This is a genomic window from Mastigocoleus sp. MO_188.B34 (assembly GCF_030065675.1).
Taxonomy (GTDB): domain Bacteria; phylum Cyanobacteriota; class Cyanobacteriia; order Cyanobacteriales; family Nostocaceae; genus Mastigocoleus.
The window spans coordinates 22,902-37,593 of sequence record NZ_JASJDK010000037.1 but is presented as its reverse complement, the minus strand read 5'-3'; the positions used below and the strand labels follow the sequence as shown (position 1 = coordinate 37,593).

General features: G+C 35.3%; 8 protein-coding genes. 5 read left to right on the top strand and 3 right to left on the bottom strand.

Translation table 11 applies throughout. From position 1 onward, the window contains the following. Positions 1-486 precede the first annotated feature (486 nt). A complete protein-coding gene (locus QNJ50_RS11355; RefSeq protein WP_300635335.1) occupies positions 487-1,062 on the top strand; it encodes a DUF6817 domain-containing protein in 576 nt (191 codons plus the stop codon). Between the two features lie 118 nt (positions 1,063-1,180). Here QNJ50_RS11355 and QNJ50_RS11350 read toward each other — a convergent pair whose 3' ends face one another. Further along, positions 1,181-3,475 (bottom strand): TauD/TfdA family dioxygenase, encoded by a 2,295-nt coding sequence (locus QNJ50_RS11350; RefSeq protein WP_300635334.1) that lies wholly within the window; start codon positions 3,473-3,475, stop codon positions 1,181-1,183. Positions 3,476-3,731: 256 nt separating this feature from the next. Here QNJ50_RS11350 and QNJ50_RS11345 point away from each other — a divergent pair, with 256 nt between their 5' ends. From QNJ50_RS11345 to QNJ50_RS11335, 3 genes are all read left to right on the top strand, one after another. After that, the gene (locus QNJ50_RS11345) at positions 3,732-5,711 is read left to right on the top strand and encodes a ShlB/FhaC/HecB family hemolysin secretion/activation protein (protein ID WP_300635332.1); all 1,980 of its coding nucleotides are present in this window, start codon (positions 3,732-3,734) and stop codon (positions 5,709-5,711) included. Positions 5,712-7,095: 1,384 nt separating this feature from the next. Next, positions 7,096-9,540, top strand: a complete 2,445-nt coding sequence (locus QNJ50_RS11340; protein ID WP_300635331.1) for a right-handed parallel beta-helix repeat-containing protein — start codon at positions 7,096-7,098, stop codon at positions 9,538-9,540. A gap of 432 nt (positions 9,541-9,972) precedes the next feature. After that, positions 9,973-10,485 (top strand): outer membrane beta-barrel protein, encoded by a 513-nt coding sequence (locus QNJ50_RS11335; RefSeq protein WP_300635330.1) that lies wholly within the window; start codon positions 9,973-9,975, stop codon positions 10,483-10,485. Between the two features lie 365 nt (positions 10,486-10,850). Here QNJ50_RS11335 and QNJ50_RS11330 read toward each other — a convergent pair whose 3' ends face one another. Beyond that, complete coding sequence (locus QNJ50_RS11330) at positions 10,851-11,801, bottom strand: hypothetical protein (protein WP_300635328.1); 951 nt, start codon at positions 11,799-11,801, stop codon at positions 10,851-10,853. Positions 11,802-12,019: 218 nt separating this feature from the next. Next, positions 12,020-12,583, bottom strand: coding sequence for a hypothetical protein (locus QNJ50_RS11325; RefSeq protein WP_300635326.1), 564 nt, complete (start codon positions 12,581-12,583; stop codon positions 12,020-12,022). Positions 12,584-13,061: 478 nt separating this feature from the next. On the opposite strand from QNJ50_RS11325, the gene QNJ50_RS11320 reads away from it, so the two are divergent. Beyond that, entirely contained in the window at positions 13,062-14,621 is a 1,560-nt protein-coding gene (locus QNJ50_RS11320; RefSeq protein ID WP_300635324.1) for a pyruvate kinase, read from the top strand. Positions 14,622-14,692 lie beyond the last annotated feature (71 nt).

The following is a 14,692-nucleotide window of genomic DNA, read 5'->3' as shown; positions in this document are numbered from 1 at the left end:
TTAGACTGTGATTAGCTGGGGTAATTTAGGAAAAACTAGCTAAGAATGTTTACGGGATTATCAAAATTATTGCATTTACCACAACTAAAAATTCATTGGGAAAGTGTTAAATTTCACTTTCCTAATTGTTTTAAATAACCTCTCTTAACCTTTTATTGGAGGTGTTTCAAAGATGTTGCTATCACCTTTGGCAAAAAATAATTTATTTGGTAAACAATACTGAGGTAAAAGTAAATTTTAGGATTTATAACATTAGAATATTTACGATAATAATCGTCAGGCCTTATAAATATTTTCGCCAAAGAAGCAGAAACAGAAGCTTTAAAGGTGATTTCAATCAAAATCTATCAATAATTTTATGAATAAATTTAGCGTTGTCTAAATCAAGGTAACATTTTTGTCTCAATTAAAAAATCTCAAAGACATGATTCATAAAGATTGAATAATTTATTTTCCTCATAAAAAAATTGAAGTTTACTATTACGTATGTATTCTGAATCCAGGCTTTTAGCTTTACTGATAGACCTTAATACTAATTCTCTTTCTCATTCTCACGGAACCTTAATCGATCATCTTCAACAAACTTACAAATTACTAAAACAGTGGGAAAATCCACATTATGTTTGTCTAGCAGGTTTATTTCATAGTATTTACGGAACTCAAATTTATAAAAAACAAACTCTTGGACTAGAGAAAAGAGATATTATTAAAAACGCTATAGGAATAGAAGCGGAATATCTCGCTTATCTTTTTTGTATCATGGACAGAGGTTATTTTTATAATAATCTCACTTCTAATAAATTAAGAAATTCACAAGACGGAAGCTATATTTTAATATCCGAGGAAACAAAGCGAAACCTATGTGAAGTACTGGTGGCTAACGAACTAGAACAGCAAAAACGAAAAATGAAAAAATTACAGCTAGATAATAATTTACTTAGGCTTAGTTTGACGATGAGAAAACTGAATACAATAATGAGTCTAGTAGAATCCTTGATAAGTACTCAAGCAAATAAATATTTTACAGATAATTTTGAGAAAATTTACTCAAACAGTTTGTAATCTGGCGTTGCATCATTGCGGGATGATATGGGATTTTTCCCAAAGTGATGGAAGAGCGTTACGTAACAAATATCAGGTGTTGATTGCTTAAGTCGCAGATTAAAAGCTAAAAACAACCTTATACTTCATGAGATTTTTGTAAACGGCTTTGAACCATAGCATCAAAAGCATTAGATATTTTCCTTAAGTGAGGTTCAGTATAAGGAAAATTCTTCGCATGGTCAAAATTATGTCTCATTGCAGCATTCAATTCAAAGATAAATAATGTTCTTCTATCTTGGAGAATTGTAAAGTCGATTCCGAAGAAATCAAGACCAACTAAATCGCGAATTTTACAGAGTTTTTCAAAATTTTCACTACCAATATAATTGACAGGATCGTTCAAAAAAGACTGTTCCTTATCTTGTGTCCATTGGGTTTTGTTCATAATGCTATAACGGTCTCCCGAGTGAACATTCCAAGAATCATTAAATAAATTTGCAACTGGGTAAAAACGACCGTCAATGAAAAATACTCGTGTTTTGTTAAAAATATTTTGCTCTCTAGAGTAATCATGGAATTGGATAACGTAATATTCTTTGTTTTTTGGACTATTTTCGAGATGAGAATAAAGCTCTAGTTTATTTTTGACAAGCTTAACACTAGAGCCTGTTTGAGAACCGACGTGACGAATAATAACAGGAAACACAAAACCCAACCCAAAAATTTCATTTGCGATCGCATCCACAGAAATACCATCCCACTTGAGTTTTTCTGTTTTGGGGAATTTGACACCCGGAATCAAGTTAAGTCGCAGTGCATTACGTTCGCGGGTTGTTTCCAGAACCTGACGAGGATGATTGATAACAGGAATATTAGGATAGCGATCTAAAAATCTAGCAGCAGCAATTAGTGATGATCGTTTCAGATCTGGACAAGCAATGGTATTGAGAAATAAATTTAATTTAGGAATATTTTGTATTCCATCAATATTATTTTCCAAAAGATTCAGAGTCATCAAGTTATGTTGCTTCCGGTTTACAAAATCCTTGATCGAAAAATGACCGCCTTGCAGTAGATTTTTGTAGCTACCATCAGCTTGTTGTACAATGCGGTAAGCTGAACCTTCTATCCCTCGAATTCTTAATAATGTTGGCTTTTGAGGATCGGGTTTTCCTTCCCAGATCAGGGGATGACGTATAGCAACCTGATTTAATATAGCCCGAGCAGCTTTATAATCCCCACGAGCATCAGCAAGACTAGATAATGCAAGACCACTTTCGTAATCATCGGGAGAAATATTTAAGCAACTAAGAAAAGCTTTAGCTGCTTCTGGAAATTTACCTTTACTCAGCAAAAATTGACCATAGGTATTTAGAAGAGTTGCATTATTAAGTTGTGGATTGCTAGGTTGATTATTTTGTTTGAGTACTTCTGCGAAACTATGAAAATCTTTTAGTTCTTGAATTATTGAAGAATCAATATCCTTATAAACAAAATCTTTCTGTTTATTCTGATCCTTTGAAATAGGTTGTATTGGCTCGGGAATACAGTCAGATATATGAATTTGGTTTGTAGATTCTGTAGATTCAAATTCAAAACTATTCACATGAAGACGAACCCGATAAAGTCGGCGATCGCTATCTGGAGAGAATCCCGTCCGTCCATGTAGTACTTTTTTATTGTGTATAAATACAATTTGTCCTGGTCGTAAAGGGAACTTAATTAATCGAGCAGATTTCTGAAGTACGGTGTCTAGATTATCGATCGCCATACGATATCGGTCGGGTAAGGAAGAACCTTTCAATTCTAGTGTTCGATCAAGTTGCGATCGATAATAACGAATTTGTTCGTTCCCTTTGACACCAGAAATAATCGGATATATATTATCGCCAAATGGAAATACTGACGCCCTCAATAGTTTAAGATTTTCACTATCAATTAGTTGCAATATATCTTCAACGGCGAACATTGTGGATTCACCACCCATTTTATCTGCGACAATACATTGAAATGCAACCAAATCATGGGGGTTGTCCATGTAGGATGAATCAGTGTGGGATGCTAAAGGGAGGTGGGTTCGGCTATATTCAGTAACTTTTCCACTTGTTCCGGGTTGTGTTCGATTAATTTGCACTTGTGTAAAAGAAACTTTTACTTGGTTTTGATAGCCAAAATCTAAGATGGATTTTCCCGAACCAATTTTTCCCGAACCAATTTTTCCCGAACCAATCTCACAAATGGCTTTGGACAGATTTACCAAATTAGTGCGATCTTCAATGGGAGGATAGCCGTTGACAACAACAAAATGAGGATAAACACTCAATCCTGTGCAAATAGAACGAGCTAGTTCTTGGAGTCTGATTATTTTGTCTTTTGCCGGATCCATGGCAAGATGGGTAATGTCAAGTGTGGGAATAACTAAATTTTTCACTTCAAGTCAATAATTCTAGTAGTTAAATTTTCTTTAATCGTGAGAATTTTCTGCAATATTTAGGATAAGTACAGAGATTATTATCTTGTTTTAATAAAACTCCATTATCACTTTTATTTGCTTCTTCAACTTGAGTGTATTTTTATATCATTGAAATACATAATTGAATGTCTTCTAGTCAAAATTACTCAGGTAGTTTACTTATTGGTTACTTAAAATAGGTTGTCTTACCAATGAGGCTTAGCTTCAGCTGATTATGAAGTTAACGAGTAATCTTGAATCCTCCTATGCTTTACCAATAGGTGATGACTTTATAAGGACACTTCCTTTGAAGGAAGAAACTCTCAGCATTTTCCCTTTCTCTAAAATATTTGCCAAAAGATGGGGAATTAACCTGATGCAATGTCTTAACCGGAGAGCTAAAGATAACTCAAATGTTGCATCTTCCGATAAAGTTAATATGAGAATTTGTGAATACTTTTTATACAGAGATTGTTTGCACAAGTACTTTTTAAATTTTGGATATATTTTAAGTCTTGTTGTTATTGCTAATGTCTGCGATATTAAAACTTCTCAAGCGCAAACTGCTGTAGATTCCAATCCTGTAGACTTCAATAATCGTATAGAGCAAGACAATCGACGATTTTTTCCAAATAAACTGGAAAATTCTCCCATTAATCTTGATATCTCCAATCAAAATTTTCCTACAGCAACAGAGAATCAAAAAATTCAAGAAGCTTCTCAAGACTCAAAATTTAATATTGTTTTTGACCCGATTAAAGTCCAAAAGATTGAAGTTGTAGGTAATAGTCTATTTCACAGTGAAATTTCCGAATTAATCACACAATTTCAAGGGAAATCAGTTACAATCGCAGAGTTATATAAATTGCGCTCGTCCATCTCCAAGCTATATGTAGATAATGGTTATGTAAACTCCGGTGCTTATTTGCCAGCCCAAAAATTACAAGATGGTATAGTCAAAATAGAAGTATTAGAAGGTGGGATAGAATCTATTAAAGTAAATGGTAATAAACGGCTGAGCGATCGCTACATAGCTTCCCGTCTTAAATCCCTTCCAACCCCACTGCAAACAAAGCAACTGCTAGAACGTTTGCAAATATTGCGCCTCGACCCCCTCATTGACAATGTTTCAGCAGAATTATCTGCTGGTTTGACTCCTGGTATGAGTCGCCTAGATGTGGAAGTTAAAGAAGCTAAGGCTTTTAGTTTATCCTCTTCTTTAGATAATCATAAATCACCTTCAATTGGATCTAATAGTCGCAATATCGCTTTAAACCATTCCAATCTTCTGGGATTTGGGGATAAGCTCCAACTAAATTATACAAATACCCAAGGTAGCAATGGATTTGATATTGGTTATACGTTTCCAATTAATGCTAAAAGCGGTACTATCAGTTTTGCCTATGGTTTCAATTCCAATGATATTATCGAAAATCCTTTCACACCCTTAGATATTGAAACTCAATCTAACTACTACCAACTCAGCTTTCGACAGCCAATTATTTATAAACCTAACCGTGAATTAGCATTGGGAATCAGTTTTTCTCGTCAACACAGCGAGACTTCTTTACTGGATATTCCCTTCCCTTTATCCATAGGTGCAGATGATTCTGGTAACACTAATATTAGTGCTTTGCGAATTTTTCAAGAATATACAGAACGCAGCGATCGTAGCATCTTAGCATTGCGATCGCAGTTTAGTGTGGGAGTAGATATTTTTGATGCCACTATTAATGATAATGCTCCAGATAGTAATTTTGTCGCTTGGCGGGGACAATATCAATGGGCGCGTCAGCTAGATAAAGACTTTCTTTTGCTCTTACGAGGAGATATTCAACTTGCAGATAAATTAGTCCCCCTTGAACAATTTCGTTTGGGGGGTGCAACTAGTGTTAGAGGTTATCGAAGAGATGTCAGTTTGTCTAACAGTGGTTTATTTGCTTCTGCTGAATTGAGAATTCCAGTCCTGCGAATGAATAAACTAGACGGTCTACTACAAATCATCCCTTTTATCGATCTGGGTTTACCTTGGAATGGGAATAATGAAGCAGTTGATATTGATTCTTTAATCTCGGTTGGGATGGGATTAAATTTTAATGCTGGAGATAGGTTTAATGCTCGTGTAGACTACGGTATTCCTTTGACCAATGCTGAAATTAATGGAAATAGTCTGCAAGAAAATGGAGTGACCTTTTCTTTAGGTTATGGTTTTTAATTAATGGTTTTTAATTATTTATCAAACTTTTTGTCAGTTATCCACTTTTGGACGCACTAATAATTTTTTGCTTCTAGTTTTTAACATCTTTGTTACAAAAATTGTCAATCAATCATGACAACCCAAAGAATTAAACGACTGACAAATAGTAGATTTTAATTATTTTTAGATTCATTGATTAATAAAACTTAACTAAAATGGCTGAGAATATGCGATTACTAGATGAAATATCTAATTTGTTCTACAAAAAAGCTAACTGTAGTGTAAAAAATATATTATCTTTAGCTTAAGTATATGTATCTTTTTGCCATAGTAATTATTGTAAACATAAATACTAATAATCTTTTAAATTATCTTTTTAGAAATCAAAAAATAAAATCAAATAAATGAAAGTGATAAATTTAATTAGCGTTAATCGAAAAATACTTGTTGCTTAAAATACACAGTATTCAATCAGATTTTGAGTTCAACAAAAATTCATTAAAAGTAATATTTAGGTTTTATATATGGTGCAATAACTTTTAGTTATATATTTATTATTCTGTTTTAGGATTTAATAAAAGCCTGAAAGTTTCTTATGAATGTACTTTCAAGTCTTACGTGAAAATATTTATTTCCGATTTATGGATTAATTGAGATCACAAAAAATGTAGTTTTTTTATCTTTGTCATTAATAATTTGTTGTGACAACAAAATAATTAACATCCAATAGAGTTTTAAAAATATATTATCTTACTGACCAAATATAAAATTTATTTTGAGGCAAGCTAAATGATGTCAAGTTTTTAACTAACACATGCGATGTTTTTTGTATAAATTTTTTATTTTCATCTTAATCTAAAAAAAACAATAAACTATCTTCACAAATTCTTGCTCTTAGCTAATACTAAAGATAGATTTGACTGCAGTTAAATCTTGCAATCTTGGTGTGTAATTTTCAGTTGTAGTCATAAATGCTATGAAAATTAGTTAGTCGGTTTCACAAAACAAGGAAACATCTGCTAGGATACACATCTACCAAAATTGCATATCAAACAACCTAGTTTTTTTGGGAGTTGTGACGATTATGGGGATGGAAAATCCTGCAATTTATAGATGTTTGTATTCAAGCTAATTATTCATGTATTTACGATGGCAAGTATTAATAATGTTCGTTATTGACGAATAATATTAATCATATCTGTGAAGAGGAGTGATATCGCGTCTACAACATAGTTTTTGACGTGAAATAAGTATGTGGTGTATTCCCGAAAGAGGTAAGTCTAACAATGACTGAATAGCTTTTCAGTTTTTCTGTATTTGACACAGTAATGATAGCTCCAGTCTCATCGTTCTCGGTTGGAAAGATAAATAAGCTAACTAAGAAATTAATTGAGGAAAAACCTTGGATTTCACACATTTTCACGCTCCCCACATCGATACCCTACATCAAGGTTTAGATGTATTTACTGAATCAGGTAATCCTTTAGAAGGTAAGCCTTTGGGTGCGGATAAGGGACATGAAGCACTTGCTCTCAAAATTCAAGATCGTATTGATGGATTATTAGAAAGAAGAGAAAAGCTTTTAGGTGATTCAATAAATCTTGTACATGACATCCACGATCTACATCACGATATTTTCAGCAGATATGAGGACATTTTTAAAAAATATAATCATGATGTTCAAGGTGATGAACTTCTTGGTAAACATAATGGGAATGACAACCTCAATGGTGCTAAAGACATCCTCGTTGGTGACTCAGGAAAAGGTGATGTTGATAAATTGACAGGTTTAGGCAATAAGAAAGAATCTGTTGAAAATCCATTACCAAACTATAATCCACAGCCAAAACCTGTACCTACCGATTCTTCCAATTCATCTGATAACATCTCCCCCGATGCGAACTCAGGAAACAAAAATTCTTCCGATAAAATATCTCCCGATATGACTTCAGAGGAGAAAAATCCTTCTGATGTAACTTCTTCTGATAAGACTTCATCTGATAAAATTTCTCCTGACGTTAACTCGGAACAGAAAAACTCTTCTGATAAAATTTCTCCTGATATGAACTCAGGAAATAAAAATTCTTCTGATAAAATATCTCTCGATGTGACTTCAGAGGAGAAAAATCCTTCTGATGTAAATTCTTCTTCCAATAAGACTTCATCTGATAAAATTTCTCCTGACGTTGACTCAGAACAGAAAAACTCTTCTGATAAGATTTCCCCTGATATGAACTCAGGAAATAAAAATTCTTTTGATAAAATATCTCCCGATGTGACTTCAGAGGAGAAAAATCCTTCGGATGTAAATTCTTCTTCCGATAAGACTTCATCTGATAAAATTTCTCCTGACGTTGACTTGGAACAGAAAAACTCTTCTGATAACATCTCCCCCGATGTTACTTCAGAAAAACAAAACTCTTCTGAGGTGAATTCTTCTGATAAGATTTCTGGTGATACAACTTCAGAACAAAATAATTCCTTTGGAACTACATACTACGTTTCTGTAAATGGAAGTGATAATAATCCAGGAACAAAAGATAAACCTTGGAAAACTATCGACCACGCAGTCGGTAAAGACTCTCCAATAGAGGCTGGTGACACTGTTTTAGTACAACCTGGTACTTATACAGAATTAATTACTCTTGGTAAATCTGGCGAAAGTGGTTCGGGTAGAATCACCCTTAAAGCTAACGGTGATGTCACATTGAAAGACCCAGATCCAAATAAAGGAGGCTTTCGTGAAGGTGTTATTCAGTCAGCTGGTAAGAGTCATTGGGTGATTGATGGCTTCCGTATTGAAAACACATCCTGGGCTGGGATTTCTTTACGTGATGCAGAAGACATAACAGTTCAAAATAACCATACCTATGAAACTGGAGCCTCCGGTATTATCGTCTTACCAGACAGTTACTATGATGGTGGAGAACAAGAAGTTACTAGCAAAAACATTAAGGTTCTCAATAATACCATTGAACGAGCAAACTGGAGATGGAAAGGTCGTGGTGACACAAATGGGACTCAAGAAGCTCTAAGTATATGGGGTGTAGACGGTTTTGAAGTAGCTGGTAACACTGTAGACCAAGGTAACCGTGAAGGGATAGATGCAAAAACTGGTTCTCGTAATGGTTCTATTCACAACAATAAGGTAACTGGAACCTCTTTAGTTTCTGGAACACCTGGTGGCTATAACGGAGGTTCTGCAATCTACGTTGATGGTGGTCGTGCTAGATCCTTCAACATTGATATTTACAATAACGAAGTATACGGAAATACTGCTGATGCGATTTCGATCGCAGACGAAGACCCCAGTAGAGGTGATGTATTTGATATCCGCGTCTTTAATAATGTTGTTTACGACAACGGAAAACAAGGAGTAAATGGCGGACAAGGAATTGGAATCAGCAATAATGTTCGTGATGTCGAGATTTTCAATAATACTTTTTCCAATAATGTTCAAGCCATTACCATAAATGGTAAGAGTTACACTGGAGGCTATAAACCTCGTAATATAACAGTTACTAACAACATCTTTGCTGATAGCACCTATCGAAATGGGTTTATCGAAGATGCAGAGAATGTGACTTTGAAAAATAACTTATTCACAGATCGCTTTAGTAGTCTTTACGATGGTGGTAAGAGAAATACAAACCTGAAATCTTCAGAGAATACTGAAGTTAAGTCAATTGGATTTATGGATTCTTCAGGTAATAATTTCCGTCTCAAACCTGATTCAGTAGCAATTGATAGTGGTTATAGAATTGACTCAGATGTAGAATTTGACAAAGATGGTAAAAAACGAAGTCAAGGTAAAGCAATTGATTTGGGTGCTTACGAGTCAAAGTAGGGATGACAAATTGAATCTCATATCTTGAGTTCGTCTCTGGTTTTTATATTTTTCCCAAATTTAAAATCTAAAAAAGGGAAAGGGGTTTTTCAAAACGTTAACGTGACTTAAACAATCGATCAGGTTCAAATAGTTCAAATATTATTAACTTAAAATAAAAAAAGAAATTTTAATATTTTTTCTGAGAATCAAATGATTTTTAAGCAGCTTCCCGAACAGGATTTATATTTTATGGTTTAATGCATATAAATGTACCAGAAAAATTAATTTTTATTGCAACAATCACAAATTCCTCACATTAAATTGTTAGCCTAAAAGTAGATAGGTAGTAGATGTGACTTCTATCAAAAAACAATATTTCAAGAGTTAACACCAAGTAAAAGATAAGCAGATATAGAAAATCTTCCGCTTAACTTTTATTAGGAGGGTAATATGAAACTTACTAGTGTAATGGTGAGTGCATTTGTTGCTTCCTCCATTCTTCTTTCGGGCGGAATTGCAGCAGCAAAGCCAACGGGTATGGATGGTAATTACATTGGTGCTGGTGTTTCTGCTGGCGTTACCAATGGCGGAGAAAATAACGATGCAGCAGTTTTAGGTGGTAATGTTCAAGGACGTTATGCAATTCCTGAAACACCAGTTTCCGCTAGGGGTGCAGTTCTATTTGGTGGCGACTCTACAGCCATCATGCCAATGCTAACTTACGATGTACCTGTTGCTGATAATACTAATGTTTATATTGGTGCTGGTTATTCCTTTGTCACAGATGAAGGCGAAAATAGCCCTTTGGGTAATAGGGATGCAGCCGTGATTACTCTTGGTGCAGAATCAGAAGTTAGCGATCGCGTCGTCTTATATGGTGATGCGAAATGGGGTATTGATGCTTATGAAGACAGTTCTGCTGATGCTGTGAGTTTGCAAGCAGGAGTTGGTTTCCGTTTCTGAGAAAAGGATTTAACTTTTAACTTTGTTCTGTGTTGTGAATCGTAGTTGTGAATGAATTTTGACATTCCGCATGTCTATAGGGGCTTTGGTCACATCTTGGTAAATGAGTGCGATTGGATTTAATTCAATCGCACTTTAATCGCACTTTAATGATATTTGAGAAAAACGTCTTTGGGAAAAACGTCTAAGAGGATGTTTCAAAAGTCACATTATTTACTTAAAATATCTTGGATCCCCCTAAATCCCCCACTGTATTGGGGGACTTTTGCCCCCTTTTTAAGGGGGTTGGGGGATCTCAACAGTGAACACTAGTAATAAACTATACTTTGAAAATCTCCTCTAACGTGTTCGATATCAAGCTATTTTTAAACTTCTGTAACCTCAACTTCTTCTTTGATAACGCGCCAACCTGTATGTAAACCCATCTTACCGGCTTTCACAAACATCCAGCATCCCCGTTGATAAGAATTTTTACCGGCTTCACATCTAGGCTTGACCCCTATTAATTCTTCCACTTCTTCAGTAGTTAGTACCCAACCCAAAGTATAGGCGCGTTCTAATATATCCATGTACCAAAGTGGGTTTACTGGTTGCAGTCGTGAAAATAATATTTCCTGTAGATTAATTAATGACTGAGTGACTTCTGTTAAACGTTCTTCAAGATGCACAGATTTTGGAGTGTTCTCCTCAGTTTTGGCAAAGGTTTCATTGATGGGGTCGAATTGTGGAATTTCTCCATCAATATCTTCTAAGGCAGACTCATCAGCTGCTTTAAAATCAGGAAAATGATGTTCTGCGCCAAAAATAGCCTCCTTGGCATCCTTTTGCAAGTTTGCTTTGAAATTCTTTACCGGTACTAGGTTTCGACTAATTTCTGCAGCTAAATTACTTAAGAAACGAGCTGCTCCCTTTTCCTTACGTGTAGCCATTTGAGCAGCGACCTGTTTCATCATTCGCACCAAATTGGGGTCAATTAAATTTTGGTGAGATTCTAAAATATCAGCTTCCGAACCACTGGGACAATCCAATAAATCTTGAATCAGCTGGAGATAGGCTTGGGATTTTTCATCATCGCTTTGGTGATGAACTGCTTGTTCAAACAGATGATTGATTTGTCCAGCCCAATGTTGGAGGTATTTAGCTGCATCCAACCTTCCATCTGATTTTAACTGCATGGCGATTTCTTCCATCACCTGTACTAGATCGGGAGTCACTAGTTGTTCGTTACGTTCCAGTAACGTCCATTCTTCACCATGAGCACAGCTTAGCAATTCTTGAATTAGTTGTAGATAAGCTTTGAGTTGTTGTTGTCTCATTTTAAGGATGCCTTTTATTAACCATTAAATTTATTAAATTCAAAATACTCAATAATTCTTGGCTAATCTCCTTATAGGTTAAAAAAATGAGGAATTTGTGAGTTTATGAGGATTATCGGGAAAACCGGGGTTTTCCCCCCGGGGATTAATACTAGTAGCAGGTTTTAATCTAACTATTAACCTTAAGTATGGGTGTAGTATTTATTGCGTTGACTCTACTAGCTATTCAGGTTGGTAGTAAAGTTCTTAGTATTTATATAGTCAATAATAAAGCTATCATTAAAACCAAAGCCACCTGTTCCCATATCAATCGATAAAATATTAACTTTGTCTTGAGGAACCAAGTGTGGTTCCATAGCATCACTGACCCTCAAAATCTTAGGCTGTAACTTAAAAATAAATTGTTTTGCTTCAGGAGGTTCGGGCTCCAAAGAATTAGTCGGATGCTTTTCACTTGAAGAATAGTTGCAAATAGTACCTATCAAGAAATTATTGATTTTTACCTCATGTTGTTGCCAATCTTCCCATGTTTTTACGTATCTTGTTCCGATAATCACTAAGGGATATATATAATCATCTGAATTGTTAGTGCCTTTATTTACTTTATGAATTTCATGATATTCCTTAACTTGGAATAGAAATTTTAGAGTTGTACCAACCCACAGAACTTCCTTCCCGTTAGAATCTCGTCTATGGTTGGGATTTTCAGACAATTCCACAGGTCCTACAAATAACTTACTCATAGCTGCACCTTTGAACTCATATGAACTAGCGGTATTCATCTACAAATTTTACTGTTACTACATGTAGGTAAGGTTCAACCATGCATATAACTTAAATTTTTGGAAATAACATGAACTACGTGCAACCGCTAGTGAAAAATATTTATCTACCAGAACTGATGTTTGTCCCCATAGCGATTTTGTGGAAGACAGAGAAACCCAGAAAATGTCAATAGTCCATCTACAACCTCACAAGTTTCTCAAGTTTTTTACTTATAAATAAAAATGAAGTGTTAAACATGAAAATTTAGGATTTGCTTCTAATGCGAATTAAATGCAGCCTTTCAATATCAAGAGTTTCAAGAACCGGCGTAAATTATATTTGTGATTATTCCCACTAATTTAAGTTATTTCAGCTTCTAATTCACATAATGTGTGATTTTAGTTTTTGAATGGTAGGTTTTGAATTTTAGGTTTTGAATTTTAGGTTTTGAATTGTAGATCTTAAATTTTAGATTGCGAGCTAGGAGATGATTTTATGTTCTCCCTTAAAAGTAATACGACCCAGATAAAACCAATAGACTTAAAAAACCCAGAAGTTTTACTTGCTACTTTACAAAAACTTCGGCAATCAATTTATCAACAGGGAGAAGAAATTTTTCAACGATGGGAACCCCTTATTAAACGTCCATCCTTCCGAAAAAGTGCTCAAAATCTAGCATACTATCTAGCTTTGCGAGGTCATGACCTGCGTCCTTTACAAGCAGCTTTGATTCCTTGGGGACTGTCATCTTTGGGGAGAATTGAAGCCCGAGTACTACCTAACTTGGATGCAGCGATCGCAACTTTAGCTGCTATTTGTCAAACAGAATCATATCCTCTTCCACCTCGTCCTTCAATACAATCTTTTTTAGAAGGACATCGTCTGCTCAGACGTCATACACAAGATGTGTTGGGTAAACCATGGAATAACCGTTGGGTAAGGATTATGGTTACATTACCCAAGTCAGCGGCTAGCAGTTATGAGTATGTTAGAAGCTTACTACAACAAGGCACTAATTGTGTTCGAATAAACTGTGCCCATGATACACCAGAACTATGGGAAGCAATGATTCATCACGTACATCGTGCAGAGGGCGAAACAGGACAACCCTGTAAAATTATGATGGATTTAGCTGGACCAAAACCTCGTATTGAGCAAACTATTAACTTCTGTGATTCTGACCGTTTATTCACAGGAGATTATTTATTTTTACGGCGCGATTTATCGGGTGTAGAACCTGAAAATAATTCTAGTTTTGCCGATATTGGATATCCACAATTAACTTGCACAATACCAGAAGTGCTAGATAGTTTAAAAATAGGTGCTAATGTTTGGATTGATGACGGGCGGATCGGTGCTTGTGTTGAGTCCTTAAGTGATGAGGGAGCACTGATAAAAATTACCCATGCTAGCCATAAGGGTAGTAAAATTTTGCCAGATAAAGGAATCAACTTTCCTGATACTTTACTTAATTTGTGCCCCCTTACAGAAAAAGATAAACAAGATTTGGATTTTATTGTATCCCACGCAGATATTGTGGGATATTCTTTCGTTCAAAATACTTCAGATATTGACCTGCTAGAGCAAGAGTTACAAACTCGTCAGGGTAAACGGTTAAATCCTTTAGCAATAGTTGCAAAAATTGAAACACTTCAAGCAATACGCAATCTTCCGGAATTAATAGTCCATGCTGCAGGTAAGTATCCTTTTGGTGTGATGATTGCTCGTGGCGATTTAGCTGTTGAAATTGGTTATCAGCGTCTAGCAGAAATGCAAGAGGAAATTCTCTGGCTATGTGAAGCTGCCCATGTTCCAGTAATTTGGGCGACACAAGTGTTAGAAAAACTAGTGAAACAAGGAATTCCTTCTCGCCCCGAAATGACTGATGCAGCCATGTCGGAAAGGGCTGAATGTGTCATGTTAAATAAAGGACGTTATCAAGGGGAAGCAGTGAGAATATTGGATGATATTCTCAGAAGGATGCAGGAACATCAATTGAAAAAGATGCCCCAATTACGGGCTTTGTATTCTTGGAAATATTACGACCGGAGTTGATTTTAGTAGAAAAACCTCACAATTTCCTCAAATTGTTTGTTTATAAGGAAGGTGTTGAGCTTAAAGGATTC